Annotated in this window: 17 protein-coding genes, 1 pseudogene and 1 riboswitch; of the genes and pseudogenes, 13 read left to right on the top strand and 5 right to left on the bottom strand. The window is 39.3% G+C overall.

Annotated features, from left to right (window positions below):
• Positions 1 to 51: 51 nt before the first annotated feature.
• From ACOT8F_RS08495 to ACOT8F_RS20960, 8 genes and pseudogenes are all read left to right on the top strand, one after another.
• Positions 52 to 1620: an acyl CoA:acetate/3-ketoacid CoA transferase gene (locus ACOT8F_RS08495; protein WP_421651232.1), complete on the top strand. Its 1569-nt coding sequence runs from the start codon at positions 52 to 54 to the stop codon at positions 1618 to 1620.
• Positions 1621 to 1655: 35 nt separating this feature from the next.
• Positions 1656 to 2420, top strand: coding sequence for an N-acyl homoserine lactonase family protein (locus ACOT8F_RS08490; protein ID WP_421651231.1), 765 nt, complete (start codon positions 1656 to 1658; stop codon positions 2418 to 2420).
• Positions 2421 to 2451: 31 nt separating this feature from the next.
• Positions 2452 to 3840 (top strand): MFS transporter, encoded by a 1389-nt coding sequence (locus ACOT8F_RS08485; RefSeq protein WP_421651230.1) that lies wholly within the window; start codon positions 2452 to 2454, stop codon positions 3838 to 3840.
• A 92-nt stretch (positions 3841 to 3932) separates the two neighbouring features.
• Entirely contained in the window at positions 3933 to 5087 is a 1155-nt protein-coding gene (locus ACOT8F_RS08480; protein WP_421651229.1) for a glycerate kinase, read from the top strand.
• Positions 5088 to 5156: 69 nt separating this feature from the next.
• Positions 5157 to 6761 carry an acyl CoA:acetate/3-ketoacid CoA transferase gene (locus ACOT8F_RS08475; RefSeq protein WP_421651227.1) on the top strand — a complete coding sequence of 535 codons (1605 nt, stop codon included), beginning with the start codon at positions 5157 to 5159 and terminating at the stop codon, positions 6759 to 6761.
• Between the two features lie 46 nt (positions 6762 to 6807).
• Complete coding sequence (locus ACOT8F_RS08470; RefSeq protein WP_421651226.1) at positions 6808 to 7998, top strand: thiolase family protein; 1191 nt, start codon at positions 6808 to 6810, stop codon at positions 7996 to 7998.
• A 173-nt stretch (positions 7999 to 8171) separates the two neighbouring features.
• Entirely contained in the window at positions 8172 to 9461 is a 1290-nt protein-coding gene (locus tag ACOT8F_RS08465) for an MFS transporter (protein WP_421651224.1), read from the top strand.
• A 143-nt stretch (positions 9462 to 9604) separates the two neighbouring features.
• Positions 9605 to 9802: pseudogene (locus ACOT8F_RS20960) on the top strand (IS110 family transposase); the annotation flags it as partial.
• A gap of 137 nt (positions 9803 to 9939) precedes the next feature.
• Here the strand turns inward: ACOT8F_RS20960 and ACOT8F_RS08460 are convergent.
• The 3 genes from ACOT8F_RS08460 to ACOT8F_RS08450 form a co-directional block, all read right to left on the bottom strand.
• The gene (locus ACOT8F_RS08460) at positions 9940 to 10152 is read right to left on the bottom strand and encodes a TM2 domain-containing protein (protein WP_421651222.1); all 213 of its coding nucleotides are present in this window, start codon (positions 10150 to 10152) and stop codon (positions 9940 to 9942) included.
• 146 nt (positions 10153 to 10298) lie between these two features.
• Positions 10299 to 11345 (bottom strand): S8 family peptidase, encoded by a 1047-nt coding sequence (locus ACOT8F_RS08455; protein WP_421651221.1) that lies wholly within the window; start codon positions 11343 to 11345, stop codon positions 10299 to 10301.
• Positions 11329 to 11643 (bottom strand): protease inhibitor I9 family protein, encoded by a 315-nt coding sequence (locus tag ACOT8F_RS08450; RefSeq protein WP_421651219.1) that lies wholly within the window; start codon positions 11641 to 11643, stop codon positions 11329 to 11331. The genes ACOT8F_RS08455 and ACOT8F_RS08450 overlap by 17 nt, the downstream gene beginning before the upstream one ends.
• Positions 11644 to 11811: 168 nt before the next feature.
• Positions 11812 to 11894, top strand: a riboswitch (cyclic di-GMP riboswitch).
• 257 nt (positions 11895 to 12151) lie between these two features.
• Here ACOT8F_RS08450 and ACOT8F_RS08445 point away from each other — a divergent pair.
• Positions 12152 to 12562 (top strand): hypothetical protein, encoded by a 411-nt coding sequence (locus ACOT8F_RS08445; RefSeq protein ID WP_421651218.1) that lies wholly within the window; start codon positions 12152 to 12154, stop codon positions 12560 to 12562.
• 39 nt (positions 12563 to 12601) lie between these two features.
• Here the strand turns inward: ACOT8F_RS08445 and ACOT8F_RS08440 are convergent, their stop codons facing one another.
• Both ACOT8F_RS08440 and ACOT8F_RS08435 read right to left on the bottom strand, forming a co-directional pair.
• Positions 12602 to 13318 (bottom strand): nuclease-related domain-containing protein, encoded by a 717-nt coding sequence (locus tag ACOT8F_RS08440; RefSeq protein WP_421651497.1) that lies wholly within the window; start codon positions 13316 to 13318, stop codon positions 12602 to 12604.
• A gap of 12 nt (positions 13319 to 13330) precedes the next feature.
• Entirely contained in the window at positions 13331 to 13561 is a 231-nt protein-coding gene (locus tag ACOT8F_RS08435) for a hypothetical protein (protein WP_421651217.1), read from the bottom strand.
• Between the two features lie 611 nt (positions 13562 to 14172).
• Here ACOT8F_RS08435 and ACOT8F_RS08430 point away from each other — a divergent pair.
• The 4 genes from ACOT8F_RS08430 (at position 14173) to kynA (ending at position 20375) form a co-directional block, all read left to right on the top strand.
• On the top strand, positions 14173 to 16740 hold the full coding sequence (locus ACOT8F_RS08430; protein WP_421651216.1) for a ligand-binding sensor domain-containing protein: 2568 nt from the start codon (positions 14173 to 14175) through the stop codon (positions 16738 to 16740).
• 138 nt (positions 16741 to 16878) lie between these two features.
• Positions 16879 to 18150, top strand: a complete 1272-nt coding sequence (kynU, locus tag ACOT8F_RS08425; RefSeq protein WP_421651215.1) for a kynureninase — start codon at positions 16879 to 16881, stop codon at positions 18148 to 18150.
• Between the two features lie 56 nt (positions 18151 to 18206).
• Positions 18207 to 19526: an amino acid permease gene (locus ACOT8F_RS08420; protein ID WP_421651496.1), complete on the top strand. Its 1320-nt coding sequence runs from the start codon at positions 18207 to 18209 to the stop codon at positions 19524 to 19526.
• A gap of 3 nt (positions 19527 to 19529) precedes the next feature.
• Positions 19530 to 20375 (top strand): tryptophan 2,3-dioxygenase, encoded by an 846-nt coding sequence (kynA, locus tag ACOT8F_RS08415; protein ID WP_421651214.1) that lies wholly within the window; start codon positions 19530 to 19532, stop codon positions 20373 to 20375.
• Position 20376: the final 1 nt, after the last annotated feature.

Below are 20376 nucleotides of genomic sequence, written 5' to 3'. Positions count from 1 at the left end.
ATCAAAATGTAAAAAATAAAAGAAATTATAACTTTTTCAGGAGGAGTCAATATGGTTATCTCATTGGATGCTAGCGACTTAGCTTTAGAGATACCTAATGGTAGCACTATTGCTCTTGTTGGATTTGGCGGGATGGGTCAATGTGACAAGATCCTAAAAGCGATTGGACAGTGCTATAAAGAAACCGGAAAACCTAATAATCTTACCGTTTTTCATACAGCTGGACAATCAGACAAATCAAACGGGATTGAGCATATCGCCGAAGAAGGTCTTATAACTCGCATTATTGGTGGACATTGGGGACTTGCTCCAAAGATAAGTAGATTAATTGAAGAAAATAAAATTGAGTGCCACTGCTGGCCTCAAGGACAATTAACTCATTTATTACGCGCGATGGCTAATAAATTACCAGGGCAAATTTCGCCAATCGGTCTTGGTACGTTCGTGGACCCAAGGATTGAGGGCGGAAAAATTAATAAACGAACGAAAGAAAAAAAGGACATTATACAAGTCCTCTCCATTAATCATGAGGATTTTCTATTGTATCCTTCGATTCCATTTGATTATGTTTTTATTCGCGGAACAAGCATCGACGAAAATGGAAATATGACGACAGAAGAGGAGCCATTAAAGCTGGAAATTCTTTCGGCAGCTCATGCAGCTAAAGCATATGGCGGAAAAGTCATTGCACAAGTGAAATATTTGGCCAACAAACAATCATTTCATCCAAAGGATGTGGTCGTCCCAGGATATCTTGTAGATGCCTTTGTACTTGTGGATGACCCAGAGACAGAACATCGCCAAGTTCCCAGTACTGTTTACTCTCCTGTCTTTTCTGGAGATATACGAACTCCCTCTAAGAGTCTAGCCACCCTACCTATGGATATTCGAAAAGTCATTGGCAGAAGAGCCGTACAGGAATTAATACCCTCTGCAGTTGTGAATTTGGGAATCGGAATTCCTGGTGACGTGATTGGCCCTATTACAAATGAAGAAGGTTTTAATCAAGATATGACGCTAACACTTGAATCCGGCATTATCGGAGGAATCCCAATTGGAGCTAACGAATTTGGAATTGCACGGAATGCGGATGCCATCTTAGATCATGAATATTTGTTCGATTACTATCATGGTGTTGGAATTGATATCACTTTTATGGGAGCAGCCGAAGTCGATAAATTCGGAAATGTAAATGTCTCTAAATTTGGGAAAAGAACCGTAGGCTGTGGCGGGTTTATCGATATTACCCAATCTGCAAAAAAAGTGGTTTTTTGTACGACCTTCACAAGTGCTGGTTTAGAAGTTTCCATTGAAAACGGCAAAATTAATATACATCGAGAAGGGAATATAAAAAAATTTACAAACCAAGTTCAGCAAATTACATTTAGCGGAAATTACGCGGCTGATCATTACAAAGATGTAATCTATGTTACAGAACGTGCAGTATTTATTTTAACACAGGAAGGTCTAGTGTTAACAGAAACGGCACTCGGTATTGACATTGAAAGAGATATATTAAACCAAATGGAATTTCGTCCGATCATTTCTTCTGATTTAAAAGAAATGGATACAAGAATTTTTTTAGAACAAACAATGAGTCGACAAATGATCAGGAATTGATATTACAAAAATGCCAGAAGGAAGGAGTGAAATAAATGAAAACAAAATGGAAAGCAACAGCGTTAAAAATGGGAGAGTTATATGTAGAAAAATCCTCTTTAACCTATCAAAAGGATATTGGGGAACATTTATGGATTCCAATGTGGGCAACAGCCCTTTCCGAAGGGGGCTACAATGTATTAATTGATACCGGAATTCATGATCTAAAATGGGTTGAAGATAATATAGGCCCATGCCGTCAACAATTCGATGAAACGATCGTGGAAGCTTTGAAAAGAGGAGTAGGATGGTCTCCGGAAGATGTGGATATTGTGATTAATACGCATCTTCATTATGACCATAGCGGAAACAATAAGGTTTTTAAAAACGCACGTTTTGTTGTTCAGAAAAAAGAGTGGGAAGCTGCCCAAAATCCGATTCCTTGCCAGGACTCAATCTATTTCAAAGAATTGTTTGATGCTAAAGCGGTCAATTATTTCAATTTGAGTTTTGTAGATGGAGAAGAAGAAATTGTTCCTGGTATTAAAGTGTTTTTAACTCCTGGACACTCAGAGGGGCATCAATCTGTTCTAGTAAATACCGAGGAAGGAATTTTGTGTGTAGCAGGTGATGTTTCAAATCTGCTTGAGAACATTTACGAAAATGTTCCTGCCGGGATTTTAACCTGTACTAAAGAAATTTATGGAAGTATGGAAGAGGTAAGAAAAAGGGCCGAATTTATTTTGCCTGGTCATGAATATTTGATTAAAAAGTATCAAAGCAGTAATTTTCCGTCAATCAAGAAAAGTGCCAATGTTTAAACAAAAAAGTTTCAAAGGGGAGGAAGGATAAATGAAAACTGCAGTTAATCAAATATCTGAACCGGTTGCTTCGGTCAAGCCTAAAAGGGGCTTATTACCACATGTACCATCCTTATCTTGGATTTCCCTGCTTTTTTTATGGTTAATTTTTGCGATGAATGCAACCAGTAGAGAAATTATGAATCGGGTGATGCCTGCAATTGTTAATGAGTATAACCTCTCAGCAGATGTGGTGGGAGGAATCGTTTCACTAATTATGGTAGCCACTGGAGCATTATCAATTTGGGGTGCAGCTTGGTCGGACAAAAAAGGCCAAGGATGGGCAAGAAAATATAGTGGTGTATGGATGGCGTTAGGGTATACCGTATTTTCAATTCTTACAGGTGTATCGGCCTTAACTTCTGTTGTAACAGGTTTCGTGATATTCCAAGTGATCAAGAATGCTTTTGGAGGAATTGGAGAATCCATTGAGGTAACGACAGTTTCAGAATGGTGGCCAAAAGAACGTAGGGGATTTGCATTAGGTGCTCACCATTCTGCTTATCCTTGGGGTACTTTGCTTAGCGGTTTACTAATATCCGTTATTCTTGTCAGTACTCACGGTAACTGGCGTATGCCATTTCTCCTTATACCTCTTTTGATCATTCCAATATATATCGGTTATTGGAAATTTTCTACTCCTAAGAATTTCAAGAAATACGAAAAAGCGGCAAAAGAAATGAATCTAACTCCCTCCATTGATTCCGTAGAAGTCGATGGTCATAAAAAAGGAGCTATTATAGAGTCTCTCAAAAATCCAAATATCTTAGTAGGAACCCTATGTGTACTATTAGCAGAAGCGGCATTTACAGGACTTAGTTTTTGGCTGGCACCTTATCTGGCTTTCGTCGGTAAATTTGATTATGCAGCAGCAGCTGGTTGGTCCGTTATATTTTCCATAACTGGTGGTATTGGGCAAATCTTTTGGGGGAGTATATCGGACGTTATCGGACGTAAAAAGACCATGTTGATTGCATTTGCATGGTTAACAATAGCATTAGTACTATTCCAATTTAGTGCTAGTAGTATTTTGGTTTTAATTGCGATTCAGTTATTTGCAGGTTGCTGTACGAATGCAATATTTCCTGTCATATTCTCTTTGGTAACGGATTCTGCAAAAGAAGGATATACCGGAACAGCTATGGGGATTGCTGAGACAGGCATGTATATCGGTGGTGCCTCGCCCCTTGTTTTAGGATTTTTCATTAATGCGGGAGGAGGGTGGAACGCTCAAGGAGGATATATTACGGGTTTATATTTCCTTTCAAGCTGTATGATTGTAGCGTTCATTTTAACGATTTTGTTTACAAGAGAAACGGTAGGAAAAAAACGCGGAAAAGATTGGGGCTTAGTAAGCAAAAAATCTTGTGGAATAGAGTAACAGTAGAAAAGGATTAGATGTTCTATAAATGATGATCGCTAATATTAAAGAAAAGAATAAGCAATTCTTGATATAGAAAAGGGTGAGATCAATTGAAGATTGTTATAGCAACTGACTCCTTTAAAGGTAGTGCATCAAGCACGGAGCTATCAAAATTTATAGAAAAAGGGATAAAAAAGATAGAACCGAACGCAATGGTTACAAAGCTCCCCTTAGCAGACGGAGGCGAAGGAACCGTTGATGCTCTTATCACTGCTTTAAAGGGGCAATTTGTTGAAACAACGGTCACAGGACCTCTAGGCAAAAAAGTAAAAGCTAAATTTGGCATTGTTAATAAAGATGTAGCCGTTATCGAAATGGCAGAAGCTTCTGGGATTACACTTATACCAGGTAAAGATAGAAATCCCTTTAAATCAACAACCTATGGTACGGGAGAACTAATTAAGGCGGCCTTAGATTATGGAGTGAATGAAATACTAATTGGTATAGGTGGCAGTGCAACCAATGACGCAGGAGTAGGAATGGCTCAAGCCTTGGGTGTATCCTTTCAGGATCATGAACATAAGGAAATTGGCTTCGGGGCTGAGTCTCTAGGAAATATTGAAGTAATTGATGTATCAAAAATAGATTCACGTATCATAAATACAAAAATTACAATCCTTTCTGATGTAACGAATCCATTATGCGGAGTAAATGGAGCCTCGTATGTGTATGGGCCTCAAAAAGGCGCATCTCCTAATGACGTAGAAAGATTGGATAAAATAGTAAAGCGATTTGGAGAATTATTAGAAAATAAATTTAAAATTAATATTCTTAATAAAAAAGGGGCTGGAGCCGCTGGAGGACTTGGTGCAGGACTAATGGCTTTTTGCAACGCAGAACTTTATTCAGGTACAGATAGAATATTAGATATGATTGACTTAAAAGAATATGTAAAAGATGCAGATTTAGTGATTACGGGAGAAGGAATGATTGATTTTCAATCAATCCAAGGCAAAGCTCCTTTAGGCGTTGCTAAAGCTGCTAAAGAATTTAACGTGCCTGTCATTGCTATTGTAGGAAGCGAAGGAACTAATGTTAATGAAGTGTACCATCATGGGATTGATTTGATTATTGATATTATCAATAAACCTATGAGCATTGAGGAAGCAATAGGAAATGTAGAAGAACTTACAGTGAACGCTGCGAAAAAGGCAATAAGAGCTTTTACTTTAAATCGGCATATGGCATACAATTTTTCGACGTAAAAGATTACTATTCAAAATAAAAGACTAAAGTTGTTTAGTGAAGGAAGATGGAAAGGAGAGAAGATAATTTTGAAAGCTAATTTCGTAAAGGCTGAAAAAGTCATGGATTATATAAAAGATGCAGATACGATTTTAACAGTTGGAATGACGTTAGTTGGAGCATCAGAATCTGTTCTAAAAGCGATTGAAAATAGCTTTTTAACGACTGGGCATCCGCGAAATTTAACATTAGTGCATTCTGCTGGACAAAGTGATCGTAAAAATGGAATACAGCATTTTGCCCATGAAGGTCTGGTTACAAGAATTATTGGGTCACATTGGGGTCTCCAGCCACGTTGGATGGATATGATTTCAGGTAATAAAGTGGAAGCGTATTGTTTGCCTCAAGGTCAAATAGCCCATCTTTATCGTTCAATGGCTTGTGGCCTTCCAGGAAAGATGAGCAAAGTGGGTTTAGGTACATTTGTTGATCCCCGAGTTGAGGGTGGAAAAATGAATGAGAGAACGAAAGAATTAGAAGATCTCTCAGAAGTTATGGTATATGACAATGAAGAATATTTGTTTTACAAAAAAATTCCTTTAGATGTTTGTATAATACGAGGCACGACTGCTGATGAGATGGGTAATATTTCAATGGAAGAAGAAGCTATGAAACTGGAGGTTTTACCAGCCGTACTTGCTACAAAGAGATTTGGCGGTAGGGTCGTGGTGCAAGTAAAACGATTAGCTGAAACCGGGTCAATTAACCCTAAAAATGTTGTTGTTCCAGGTGTGTTCGTTGATGCGATTGTTGTTTGTGAAAACCCTATAGAAGATCATAGGCAAACATCTTCCTGGTACTTTGATCCATCCTATTCTGGGAGCTTAAGAGTTCCGCAAACATCGATAAAACCATTGGACCTAACAATCCGAAAATTCATTGGCAGAAGAGCAATGTTTGAAATAAATAAAGGTGACGTTATTAATTTAGGAACTGGGATACCGAATGATGTAATAGGTAATATTGCTAATGAGGAAGGCGTCTCTAATGACTTTATGATTACGGTTGAATCCGGCATTTATGGTGGAATCCAAGCCGGCGGAGTTGATTTTGGAATTGGCCAAAATATATACGCTATGCTATCGCATGATGAACAGATGGATTATTATAATGGCGCCGGAGTCGATGTTACATTTATGGGAGCTGGCGAACTGGATGGAGAAGGTAATGTCAATGCTACCAAAATGGGACCATTATGTACTGGTGCAGGAGGATTTATTGATATTACCCAAAATGCAAAAAAAGTAGTATTTTGTGCAACATTCAGTACGGGCGGTGCAAAAGTAACACTTGAGAATAATAGAGTGAATATCCATAAAGAAGGCTCGATTAAGAAAATGGTTTCGAAAGTTTCCCAGATCTCCTTTAATGGAAAATTAGCAAGAGAAAAAGGACAGGATGTTTTTTTTGTCACCGAAAGAGCCGTCTTTAAATTAGTAAAAGAAGGCGTTATGTTAATCGAAATTGCTCCGGGAATTAATTTACAAAGAGATGTTTTAGATATGATGGATTTCAAGCCAATCATTAACGAAGATTTAAAAATAATGGATACCGCACTGTTCTTAAATGGCGCTTCCGGTCTTAAAGAAGCCATCGGGCGTAAAAACTCACGATATAAAATGATTACTCTTTAAAGATAATAGAAAACTATATTTGCATTAAAGTCAGGAGGATTTGAAAATGAGCAAACTAAAGGAAGTAGTCATTGTTTCAGGGGCGAGAACGGCGATAGGAAAGTTCGGTGGAAGCTTAAAGGATGTGCATGCAATTGACCTTGCTGCATATGCAGTAAAAGAAGCTGTAAATAGAGCAGGAATTAAACCCGAGAATGTTGATGAACTTATTGTGGGAAATGTGGGTCAAATTGCAGAAAATGGTTTTATTGGTAGAATGATATCATTAAAATCCGAATTACCAGAGGAAACAACAGCTTATTCAGTTAACAGACAATGCGGATCTGGAATGCAATCAATAGTTGACGGAATGCTCGAGATACAAACTGGAAACGCAGATATTGTGGTAGCATGCGGAACAGAAAATATGTCCCAATTACCTTATTATGATAAAGGTTCCCGTTTTGGTTATAAAATGGGGAATGGAGTATTAGAAGATGGGCTATTAACGATTTTGACTTGGCCAGGCGGACCATTCCATAATGGTCTCACAGCTGAAAATGTTGCAGAACGATACGATGTTTCAAGGGTAGAACAGGATCAATTCTCTGTTGAAAGCCAAGAGAAAGCACTAAAGGCAATTAGGAATGGGAAGTTCAAAGAAGAAATTGTTCCAATTGAATTAAAAGATAGAAAAGGGAATATAACAATTTTTGATACAGATGAACATCCAAGAGAAGGAATAACAATAGAAAAATTAGGAAAAATGAAACCTGCTTTTAAAGAAGGAGGATCTGTCACAGCTGCAAATTCTTCAGGAATTAATGATGGAGCAGCAGCAGTAGTTATGATGTCAAAAGAAAAAGCTGAAGAGTTAGGAATCAAACCTATCCTAAAAATAATAGGATATGCTGTAGCCGGAAACAGCCCAGAGGTTATGGGGTATGCTCCCAAGTTATCTACTGAAAAATTAGCAAAAAAACTAAATTTTGATCTAGATGAAATTGACATTTTTGAAATTAATGAAGCATTTGCTTCACAGGCTTATGCAGTAGTCAGAGATTTAAAAATTGATTCCAACAAAGTTAATGTTAATGGAGGTGCTATAAGCCTAGGTCATCCAGTAGGAGCAACAGGAACAATTCTAACGGTTAAGATGATGTATGAAATGGAACGAGCCCATTTAGATAAAGGCATTGTTACCATGTGTATTGGGGGCGGACAGGGAATTTCTACACTATTTGAAAGATGCAACTAATAGTTATTAACCTGTGTAATAACAGATGGGGTGTAGAAAATTTAGTATGAAGTAATAAAGGGTAATTTTTCAGGATCTAGCGAAACGTTTAGCTTCACATGTTATGGTGAAATTTACAACGGCTAAGGTAGGCACGTAAGGGAAGTTGTTCATTTTTTAAAGGGGTGAAGGGGTTGAAGAAAAGAAGTAATGTAAGATGGGGTGTATTTACTTTAGTCTTTTTAGCAACTGCAATTAACTATTTGGACCGTTCTAACATGGGGGTAGCTGGTCCGACTATGATGGGTGATTTACACTTATCAAATGTCCAATTTGGGGTATTGAGTTCAGCTTTCTTCTGGTCATATACGTTGATGCAAATTCCGTCAGGAGCCATTGTTGATAAACTCGGTGCCCGTTTAACCTATACAATTGCGGTTATCTGGTGGTCACTTTTCCAGGCAGCTATTGCTGTTACCCGTTCTTTTGGTGCTTTGATTGGAATGCGTGTTCTTATGGGAATAGGAGAATCACCTGCCTTCCCAACTAATACAAGAATCATGGCTGATTGGTTACCGTCTAGTGAAAGAGGATTTGCAAACGGACTTTCCTCAATGGGTATGGCGGTAGGTGCAGGTCTTATGACCCCTGTAGTTGCTTGGGTAATCGAAACTTTCGGCTGGAAGATTTCTTTCATTGTTACTGGTGCGCTAGGGCTACTATGGACTATTGCTTGGTTATATTATTTCAAAGATAAACCGGAAGAAAGCAAAGCTTCAAAAGAAGAAATAGAATATATCAGATCAGGACAACATCAGGAAGAGGTTCAAGGTCAGTCTGATGTTAAGTGGTACCAATTTTTAAAGCAGAGTAATGTTTGGGTATTATTATTTGGACTGTTTGCACAGGACTATTTACTGTTTTTAATACTTACTTGGTTACCGACTTACTTAGTCGTGGCAAAGCATATGACGCTACTTAAGGCTGGATTTAATTCAGTTCTACCTTGGGTAGTGGCTGCAATAGGTGCAATAGTAGGTGGAAGATTATCTGATTATTTAATAAAGAGAGGCTGGAGTTCTATTAATTCAAGAAGGTTTGTCTTGACAATAGGGACTATGCTTTGCACGGTTATTATTCCGGCAGCATTTACAAACAGTATTCCTCTTGCTTTAACGTTAATCTCAATTGCTATGGGTGGAATGATGCTCGCAAATAGTAATGTATGGGCGGTGCTTGCAGACATTGCACCTAAAAGTTCAATTGGTACGTTATCAGGTTTGCAAAATTTTGTCGGGAATATCTCAGGGTGGATTGCACCAATCTTAACAGGTTATTTGGCTGACCGCCTCCACAACTTTGCACTAGCATTGGTTATCGCAGGAATCATCGCTGCTATCGGAACAATTGGATATGCATTCTTCTTAAAAAACAATGATAAGAGTAAGAATAATGAGGTTGTAGTAGATCAAGTTGCAAAATAACAGATGCCCATTATAATTGTATGTGAAAAATCTTGTGAGATAGAGTAATAAAAAAGTCTCCTTTAAATCTTTAAAAATACGACATATGCCCACCTAGTCAAAAACTTCAGTATTTATAAGGAGATAAGATATTTTTAAATTCATCCAGTAAGCTACGCCAGGCACTATATAGTGCAGTGTTATGTGGTTTAAGGAAATCACGAAACATAAAATTAATAGAGTACTATCAAAAGAAAAAGGATGAGGGTAAGCCACATAAGGTTGTAATGGTAGCTTGTATGAATAAACTACTCCATTGGATTTATTACATTCTAAAACGTAAAGAGGCTTTCATTTTATAAACCATAAATTAACTTAAAAGTAGATATTAGTAAAGAAAGAATAAATTAGTATAAATGCATCAAACGAAATAAACTTAAAATAGTAGTTAACTAGAAAGAGCCATGACAATTAAGGTATTGTCATGGCTCTTTTTAGCTTAAGCTATTGCATGGTTATATTTGCTGTCGAATTTTTCCTTACTGCTAATAAGATAAAAAATCCCTTCAATAAATCCGATAATCTCTGGAATTCCGGTCCAGCAAAATAAAAGATAAAGAATACCTTTGCCGGGTTTGCCCAGATAGAATTTATGGAGTCCTAACCCTCCGGCTATAATTCCAAGCGCTCCTGCTATTAATTTGCTTTTCATATCTCCACCTCAATCTGATTTTTATATAGATAGATTTCCTTTATGAATAGCTGTTAAACATATCGGTTTATTTACAAAGCAAAACCCTCCATGTACGGGTCATGGAGGGTTTCATTTAACGGTACCTGCTTATTCTCTCGTTAATCCTAAAAGTACTTAAGAACATTCAATTTATATTGCATAGCATTTTTGTCATATCCCCGAGGTAACTGATTCACTGCCTGCTGGGCTGCGTTTATGTCTGTTTTAGAAAGAGTATTTTCCGCTATTGATGTTAATTTCTTAGCGAGATCTAGTTTACTTAATGGCTTTTGACTTACAGGTGGGGCCGATAATTCCTGGCTAAACCGGGCAAATCCATATCCATATATGGAATCTCTTCCTGCAGTGCCTAAATCTGTTGTGTAGCTTTGCAGCAGCTGGCGCAGTTCTGCATTCGTTTTTAATGGATAATGCTGTTTCAACACGGCAAGCATACCGGTAATATGCGGTGTTGCCATAGAAGTACCGCTTAAATAAGCATATTGATTGTTTAAGTAAGTACTTGGAATATCAACTCCTGGAGCGGCAAATTCTACCTTGCTTCCTGTCGAGGAAAAGCTACCTCTCGTATATTTCTGGTCAACAGCTGAAACAGCAATAACACTGTCATATAATGCAGGGTAGTCCATTGTATTACCTGTTCCAGCGGCATTTCCTTCATTACCGGCAGCCGCAACAACCAAAATTCCTTTTTTGAAGGCACTGTCAACTGCTTCATGAAGAAGCTTCGAGTCGTCTTTTGTTCCAAAGCTCATATTAATGATGTTCATATGATTTTGAATTGCCCAGTCAATGCCCTTTAAAATGCTTTCAAGTGTTCCATTGCCATCCTGATCCATGGCTTTTACGGCATAAAGCTCGGCGTCAGGTGCGACTCCCACGGTTCCGATGCCATTATGCCTGGCAGCAATAATTCCTGCAACATGTGTTCCGTGCCCGTTATCATCTTTATAGGATGTCGTGTAATCGACAGTTGAAATCCCGCCAGCTACATTAAGATCGGAATGCGGTCCGATTCCCGAATCGATTACTGCTACCTTCGTTCCTTTGCCGGTATATCCTTTATTCCAAATGAGGGGAGCATTGACTGCTTTCGTATCCCACCATGATTCTTCCTTTGACACAGCTTTCGTATTATATGACTTTTTCAAAGCCGCTGTGTGAAACACAATATTTCGTTTCTACAGAAGCGATATCTGGATTATTTTCAAGCTTTTGAATATTGGCAGTATCAGCTGTTACGGATACTGCAGGAAGAGCTTTAAACTGATGCTTGATCTTCTCGCTGCTTTTGATAGCATCCTGCTTTCCCTTCGCATTTTTATAGACTACAAGTACTTCCTTTTTCTGAATGCTTTTTGCACTTGCCTGATTTTGATGGGGGATGCCTCCCAAAACGAGACCAATTGAAAGAATCGAGCTTACCAAGAGCATATTTTTCTTTCTCATGCATCCTCTCTCCTTATATAAATAGTAAAATAGTTTTTGAATTCACTAGTAATATCGGCACGTTTTGTTGAAAATTATAGATTGTGACTATTAATTAAATGTAAAAAAATATATAAATGTGTAAAAAGAACCAAAAAAATATATACTCTTTTGGAAATCAATGTATAATTTGAACCAGGGTAAAGGCTGGGAAACCAGCTGACACAAAGCTATAGGGGCTAATGTAATGACTATGCCAGCCAGCTGCCATTACCTATAAAATATTTTCTAGGAGGAATTGGTAATGTTCAAAAAGGTTTTAGCTGCTTCACTTTCAGCAATCGTTGTACTCTCTCCGATGAGTAATGTTCAAGCTAAAGAGGCTAAACACGTCAAAACAGTAAAAGTGGTCAAAATGTAAAACTCTGCGAAAAAAGGACACCCAAAAAAGCTCACTAAATCAGAAATTCAAGAACTGAAAAAGAAGGCCGCTGATCTCAATAAAAAGTTAAGCGGCATAGAGAAAGAATTGAAAACGATTATGAAGGACTCTCGTCATAAGGAATATAAACCGGAACAGCCTGCCCAGCCACCAGCAGATCAAGCAAATACTGGTGATGCAAAGGGAACAGATGACCAAGTGACACCGGTTACTCCTGCTGAGCAGGAAACACCTAGTGCTGATGACCAATCATCTCTTCCAGCTAATCCTCAAGAGTCCTTGTCAGTATCAACTAAGTCAGAAACAGTCAATGCAACAGATACTCAGGTGACTATTGCAAAACTAAAAGAAATAAACAAGCAAATTCAAGCTGTGAAAAAAGAAATACAAGCATTGGAGAAAAAAGCTGCTAAACAGTTGGACTTCAAAGTGCTTTCTAAAAAAGCAGAGTATCTTCAGGAAGTTGTCGTAAAACAAATAAAAAATCTTAATAAATAGAAAGAAGGCCATTCCAATTAATCGGAATGGCTTTCTTATTTATTGCATGTGGTAAACACGATCTCTCGTTGATCCTGAGGCAGGCAGGTTCATTGAGGATAATAATTTGGTGGCAAGCGAGATTGATGGAAGGGTAAGGAATGTTCGGAATTCTCCGTTTGTAATGAAAGGTTTGATGAGGAGGAAATAATCCTTAACTGAGTTGATATAGGCATCTTTTGATTGGGAGATACAGTTAGAACAAAACCAGTGCCCTCGTTGCCTCACCATAGGAAGCTGATAGCAAGAGGGACAGTGGACACCCTTCCTTATCTCAGTTGGATCTATTTTATATAGTTCAAGAAGGTTTCTCGAAAGAGGTGTGTATTCTTTTACCAATCTTTTTGAAATCTTTAGCAATTCTTTTTTAGTGAATAACTCCGATTTGTTTTGTTTTTCTAGATCATCTATTTTGTTTAGCACGTTTGCTGCTTGGCAAACTTTTTTCTTAAGATAGGAGTTTTTTTGATGGTTTTCTATAATCGTTGAGGGATTGCTGATAACAACAAGAGTTTGAATTGGAGGGAGAGGGAATTTGCGGTTTATGAACCAATTGACCAGATGGGATTGCTGCCGTTTAATTTGAAGGAGGGGGTCCGGAAATGCTTCTTCTTTTTCTCCGGTTTTTCGAATCAGCTGATGAAAATCACCGTCAAAATATAATTTCCCCGATATGTTTTTTACTTCAATGATAAAGAAGTTGGATGGAGAAAGAATCAGTGTATCGATTTAAAAGAAATGCGTATCATCTGACAAGCGGAGATCATGCAAAATATAGTATTTATCCTTGTCCAGATATGTGAAATAATAATCAACAGACTGTTCTCCTCGGTAACCGGCCATATTTTTCAGGTAATCTTCTTGAATGAAAGAGCGTTTCGGATGGGATTCAGGCAATCGTCTTAATAATGCCTCCAGTTGTTGAATGTGCAGGGGTATATTTCGAGGTTTAATGATCAAAGAATCACTCCTAATTGAGAATTTTGAAGGAATCTATTTAAAAATGAGGAAAATCTATCCATATAAGGGGAGAATCTATCTAAAAACTGTGAAAATCTATCCAAATATTACAAAAATCTATCCGAAAACCGCAATAATCTATCCAAACGCCAATTCAAAAAATCCCACCTCCTAAGTGTGCCATCCGAATCAATTTTACCACAAATTGGGTCCATAAGAAGTTGTGTCGAATTTTGACGCCTATTGACAAATATTTTTTAAAAAGTTAAAAGTTTTTTAACAAAAAAGGAATAATTTATGTTAATATTAGTTCGAAAGACCCGAGATATTTTGTGATAGATGGTCTATTATGAAGTTAGCAGCTAACACAAAATATTTCAAAAAATGTTTTCCCCTTTCAAATCAAATAGAGAGAACCTTCCATCAATTATGGAAGGTTTTTCTTTTTAAAGGCAAAGCCGTTCCATTTTTACGTTCTTTGGTAAATATTACAGTAGATCTAAAATGTCAGGTTTCGGCAATTTATTTCAACTTTTTTCCTGATACTTATGACATAAATTATATACTTTGGTAGAATATACAATATATAAAGGTTTTGGAGGCTATTTATTTTGAAATTTCTTCGTGTACTTCTTGCAGCTATTGTCCTCGGCTTTGTTCTATCCTATCCTGCCCTTGCTCAAGAGGGACCCTTTGAGAATCTTGGACCCCAGGTTCAATATGTAAATGTTATTAAGGGAAAAGCCGGCGTTAATGCTTATGGACAGCCGATTTATTATGCCTTGCTTCAGGGAGAACCAGCTAAACTTGTCGTCATGGATCTTCAATCACAGCAAATACTCGATATGAAGGAATTAGAAGGGGCAAAAGCTGCCTGGTCTATTGAGATCGCACCTGATCATACTGTTTGGATCGGCTCCACACCTAATGAACATGTCTACCACTATAATCCTGAAAGCAAAGAAATAAAGGATATCGGTAAAGCTACAGAAAACAACGATTCAACGATTTGGGATATGACGTACGACACAAAGAACAATCGTTTATTTGGTGTTACATCTTATGGAGGACGCGTATTTACATATGATGAAAAAACCAATGACTTTAAATCCCTCGGACAGGTTGTGCCTGGTAAACAATATGCAAGAAGTGTGGTCTATGATGAGGAGAAAAATGTTCTTTATGTAGGAGTCGGTTCTCCTGCTTCTCTCATTAAATGGGATTTGAATACAGGTGTTAAAACCGATATTTTACCTGACGAGTATAAAAAATATGCTTCCGTATATGATCTCGATCTTACGGGAGGCAAGCTTTTCGCAAAAATAGAAGGAAAACCAATTCTTCTTGATATTGATACAGAATCAGGCAAATTGGATTATACGCTGAATGCTGATTCAAGGGGCATCTCGAATGTCTGGAACCAGGACTCCGTTTTTTATGGGTATAACAGCAGGCTTTATCAATTTGACTATCGAACTGGCACTTCTAATCAAGTTGAGTCTAATTTTTACGGAGCAAGCGCCGTGTCTATGGATATTGTGAGCATTAACGGTCAGCCTTCCGTTGTAGGGCTGGCGGGCAATGGAGGAAGGTTCTACAATTATAATATTTTGCAGAACCGTTTCACGGGCAGAGATTTAAAATTGCCGTCACAGTCTGTTGAGATTTACCGTGTCGGCAATGGAGTAAACGGCAGCATTTATTCCTCCGGTTTTATCGCAGGAAAGCTTGGCGTTTATGATCCGAAGACCGATTCTTCGGCTATGTTCAGCGGACTTGGACAGGTTGAAGGCTTTGCTAAATTCAATAACTCCATGTATTTTGGAGTTTACCCAAATGGTCTTCTTTATGAATTTGACACAACTAAGGATTGGCAGACAGGAAAGAACCCAAAACAAGTTCTCAATCTGAGTGAGAAAAACCAGGACCGGCCGGTGGCTATCGTTCCTGATGAATCCAAGCAGGTTCTTTATATAGGAACGATGCCGAAACGCGGCGGCTCTGAGGGAATGCTCGCAGTTTATGATCTAAAAACAAAACAATTGATTAAGGAACAATACCTTCCTTTTAACCAGAGTGTTGCATCCATGACAATGGACAACACTGGCAAGCTCTATATCGGGACAGGTGTCTATAATGGAAACGGCACGAAATCAGACAAAACTTCACAGCTTTATATGGTTGATACAAATGATCCAGATTACAGAGTGAAAAATATTGATTTGCCCGGCGGTTATTTCATGATGGTTTCTGCCCTTCAAGTAATGAAGGATGGAAGACTCTGGGGGATTATTGATAATAAACTCCTGATGTATGACCCTAAAACAGATAAAACACTCGTATTCCCGATCCTTCCTGATCAGGTCAAAGGTATGTTTAAAAATGAAAGCCTGCTTGCTGGGAAAGACGGCAATCTCTACGGGACGCTTCAAGGAGTACTGTTTAAAGTAAATCCGGATACTTTCGATATTACACGCTATAACACAAGCGATGTTTTCCATCTTGCAGATGATGAAAATGGGAATCTCTATTACAACAGCGGATCAAACCTCTGGAAGGTGGATCCAACTAAGCTTTCAGACCAATACGTTTTAGAGCCTGGCCAATTTACGATACCGAACATTGCAGCCGGAACTTCTCCCGTGCCGGTAGCAAGGGGAATTGCTAAGCAGCCGCTCATTGTTTATAAGAAAAACAGCAAATCCATGATTCCGGTTAGACAGATTGCTGCGAAAAAATCTTTCCTTGTTTATGGTACTTACAACAATTACTATGATCTTGGAAACGATGAATATATTTATAATGAAAGCCATAAGATTTCCACCTACATTGGAAGGGTATTTACACTCAGCCAGGCCCCAATTTTAAAGCCTGATGGCAGTGTGGACAGAATAATGAAGCCTGGTGAGGAAATCAAGGTATATAATTACGATTCTCAAAGCTATGACGTAGGAAACGGCTATAAGATTATGAAGTCTTCAGATGTAACCTATTATGTCGGCAGCCTTACTTTGAAAAAGGCGAGCATGCTGTATGAATATGGTTCAGCTCTTCCACCATTGAGCCTGAATGCCGGTGAGGAACATATTATTTATAAGACTGCCGGAAGCAAGATGGATATTGTGAACGGTTATTATATTGAATACGATAAAGATAAAGTGGATTATGTGAAAAACTAAAACATCAGAACTGGAGAAGCTTCTCCAGTTCTTTTTTTAGTTTAGGCTGATTTATTCAGAAACTGTCAAATTACAATAGACGCCATACCCCTTTCCTGATACGATTTCCATAAATAGACGACTAAGGAGGGCTTATGGATGGAAAAGGCGAAGGAATATGCGGCATATCTGGATGAAAAAGATCAGCTTTCCAGCTACAGAGACGAGTTTTACACCAAGCCAGGAAGCATTTATATGGATGGCAACTCGCTTGGACTGCTTTCTAAACGGGCTGAAAAGAGTTTGCTCCATTCTTTAGAGGATTGGAAGCGGTACGGAATTGACGGCTGGATGCAGGGAGATCACCCGTGGTTTTATTTATCAGAAAAGCTTGGTGAAATGCTCGCCCCGCTAGTAGGAGCTAAATCAGAAGAAGTGATTGTAACAGGATCTGCTACTGTTAATCTGCATCAGCTGGCTGCTACTTTTTATCAGCCTAAAGGGAAACGTGCGAAGATTTTGGCGGACGAACTGAATTTTCCATCTGACATTTATGCACTGCAGAGCCAGCTGGAGTTAAGGGGTTATGATCCAAAGACTCACCTGCTTCAGGCAAAAAGCCGAAATGGAAGGACTTTAGATGAAGACGACATTATTGATCTCATGACAGATGAAGTAGCACTTGTTGTTCTGCCTTCTGTTTTATATAGAAGCGGTCAGATATTAGATATGAAGCGATTAACAGCTGAAGCCCATGCGAGGGGTATTTTGATCGGGTTTGATTGCTGCCATTCTGTTGGTGCGATTCCGCATTATTTTGATGAATGGGATGCTGACTTTGCCTACTGGTGCAATTATAAGCATCTGAACGGAGGGCCAGGCAGTGTCGGCGGACTCTTCGTCAATTCCAGGCATTTTGGCAAAAAAACGGGCCTTGCGGGGTGGTTTAGCTCTAAAAAAGACAAACAATTTGATATGGAACACACCTTATCACAAGGAGAAGGAACGGGCGCTTATCAGATTGGTACGCCTCATGTCCTCAGTATGGCTCCATTAATCGGCTCGCTTGAAATGTTCAATGAGGCGGGGATTACAGAGATACGCAGGAAATCCCTTTATATCACGCAATACTTAATGGATTTAATTGAAATTGAACTTGTCGGCAACGGCTTTTTCATTGGCAATCCAAGGGAAGACGAGTGCCGCGGAGGGCATATTTGTCTCGAGCATAAAGAAGCTGCAAGAATTTGCAAGGCCTTAAAAGAGAATGGCGTTGTTCCGGATTTCAGGGCGCCGAATATCATCCGCCTCGCGCCAATTGCCCTTTATACAACCTATACAGAGGTTTGGGAAACCGTCCAGATTCTGAAGAGAATTATGGAGGAAGAGCAGTATAAGAAGTTTAAAAATGAGCGGGAAGTGGTTGCTTAATGGAGGAAGGAGGAAAGGTTTTGGAACCTAATAAAGAAACAGGGTTAAAGAGAGTAATGAACACAAGGCAGCTGACAATGATTGCCATGGGCTGCGCAATCGGAACAGGGCTGTTCCTCGGAAGCGGTCTCGCCATTCAAACGGCGGGCCCCAGTGTCTTGATTAGCTATACAATCGGAGCTTTTGTGGTCCTTTTGTTAATGGGCTGCCTTGCTGAGATGTCAGTCGCTCATCCGACGTCAGGCTCATTCGGGACCATTGCTGAAAAATACATCAGTCCGATGGCAGGATTTCTTGTCAGGTATTCCTACTGGATTGCCAATGTTCTCGCTGTAGGTGTTGAGGTCAGCGCAATCGCTGTTTACATGAAATATTGGTTTCCGACCGTACCGGGAATCGTTTGGATTTTGCTTTTTGGTGCCTTGCTCATTTATGTCAATATGAAAAGCGTACATACATTTGCTGCGTTTGAGTATTGGTTTTCCATGATCAAAATAAGTGCCATTGTTCTTTTTATCCTGCTTGGTGCATATGTGCTGATCGGTGCTCGCCCTTCAGGAATCGGACCCGAGCACCTAACAAATGATGATGGCTTTTTCCCCTTTGGATTTAACGGAATGTGGGTTGCGATCTTTATTTCTTTGTTCAGCTTTCTTGGGACAGAACTTATTGCTGTGACAGCGGGTGAGGCGAAGGATCCGGATGTCGCTGTCCCGAAAGCATTAAAAGCAACCGTATTCAGGCTGTCCACTTTTTATGTGGTCACGATCGGAATTATGCTGATGATTGTGCCGTGGAAGGCTGCCGGAACTGATCAGAGCCCATTTGTAAAAGTTATGGAAATCCTCCATATTCCAGGTGCGTCGGCTATTATGAATTTCATTATTTTAACGGCTGCCTTATCGGCAATGAACAGCCAGCTTTATGCCTCAACAAGAATGATCTTTTCACTGGGGCAGGGAGGCTTTGCGCCAAAGGTTTTTGGAAAGGTAAACATAAATGGTGTGCCGGCTAATGCCCTGTGGGTTTCCACAATCGGAATTTTTCTGGCTGGAACCGTGAGTGCGCTAATGCCTGATTCATCATATGCCTTTATGATGGGCATCTCAATGTTTGGCGCAATTTTCACCTGGTTCATGGTGTTTGTTTCGCATCTTTACTTCCGTAAAAGCTGGGAACGATCCGGGGGAAGGAAACTTCCGGTCAGGATGATGGGATACCCGTTTTTGACCATCTTAGGAGCTGTCCTGTTACTTTGCTTAACACTTTCTACATGGTTTACTGATTTTAAAATTGTTCTTCAGTTTGGCATTCCGTGGCTGATCTTTTTAACAGCAGCGTATTTGATTAGGAAATGGATGACGAAAGGGGTATAGGCGATGACAGGAAAAGATACCGGAGATGGAAGAATGGAAAAGGAGATTCAAACCGATTTTCAAAGGGATATGTCCTATGCAGATTATTTGCAGCTTGATAAAATTCTTTCCAGCCAGACGCGGTTATCCGACCACCACGATGAAATGCTCTTCATTGTCATCCATCAGGCAAGTGAATTGTGGATGAAGCTTGCGATTCATGAATTGTCCCAGGCTAAAGCGTGCATTCAGAAAAACGACCTGGAGCCTTCTTTTAAAATGCTGTCCCGCGTTTCAAGGATTCAGCAGCAGCTGATTCAATCATGGAACATTTTGTCCACTCTCACTCCAGCAGAGTATATGGAATTCAGAGATAAGCTCGGCCATTCGTCTGGATTTCAGTCCTATCAGAATCGGCTGATTGAATTTGCTTTAGGAAATAAAAATGCCAGAATGCTGTCTGTCTATCAGCATGAGGAAGAATTGTACCAGGTGATGCAGACGGCATTAAAGGAACCGAGCATATACGATGCGGCCATTCAGGCTTTGGCAGCCCGCGGACTTCCAATAGATGAGGAAGCTCTTCAAAGAGACTGGTCGGAAAATTATCAGCACAATCAAAGTGTCGAGGAAGCGTGGCTTACCGTATACCGGGATGTGGACCAATATTGGGACCTTTATGAGCTTGCAGAAAAACTCGTTGATATCGGAAGCCAGCAGCAAATTTGGCGTTTTAACCATGTGACCACAGTCGAACGGATCATCGGTCATAAAAAGGGTACAGGCGGTTCTTCCGGTGTAACGTATTTGAAAAAGGCCCTTGATCATCAATTTTTTCCTGAGCTGTGGAGCTTAAGAACAAGATTGTAGG

It is taken from the genome of Chryseobacillus diguaensis (assembly GCF_049220665.1).
Lineage (GTDB): Bacteria > Bacillota > Bacilli > Bacillales > Bacillaceae > Metabacillus_B.
Note: the sequence above shows the minus strand (reverse complement) of the source record. Positions and strands in the feature narration are given on the sequence as shown.

Bases quoted from the DNA above. Each gene is read 5' to 3' on its own strand.
- ACOT8F_RS08495 (WP_421651232.1), top strand. From the start codon at position 52: ATGGTTATCTCATTGGATGCTAGCGACTTAGCTTTAGAGATACCTAAT.
- ACOT8F_RS08490 (WP_421651231.1), top strand. From the start codon at position 1,656: ATGAAAACAAAATGGAAAGCAACAGCGTTAAAAATGGGAGAGTTATAT.
- ACOT8F_RS08485 (WP_421651230.1), top strand. From the start codon at position 2,452: ATGAAAACTGCAGTTAATCAAATATCTGAACCGGTTGCTTCGGTCAAG.
- ACOT8F_RS08470 (WP_421651226.1), top strand. From the start codon at position 6,808: ATGAGCAAACTAAAGGAAGTAGTCATTGTTTCAGGGGCGAGAACGGCG.
- ACOT8F_RS08460 (WP_421651222.1), bottom strand. From the start codon at position 10,152: ATGAAAAGCAAATTAATAGCAGGAGCGCTTGGAATTATAGCCGGAGGG.
- ACOT8F_RS08450 (WP_421651219.1), bottom strand. From the start codon at position 11,643: ATGAGAAAGAAAAATATGCTCTTGGTAAGCTCGATTCTTTCAATTGGT.
- kynU (WP_421651215.1), top strand. From the start codon at position 16,879: ATGGAAAAGGCGAAGGAATATGCGGCATATCTGGATGAAAAAGATCAG.
- ACOT8F_RS08420 (WP_421651496.1), top strand. From the start codon at position 18,207: ATGAACACAAGGCAGCTGACAATGATTGCCATGGGCTGCGCAATCGGA.
- kynA (WP_421651214.1), top strand. From the start codon at position 19,530: ATGACAGGAAAAGATACCGGAGATGGAAGAATGGAAAAGGAGATTCAA.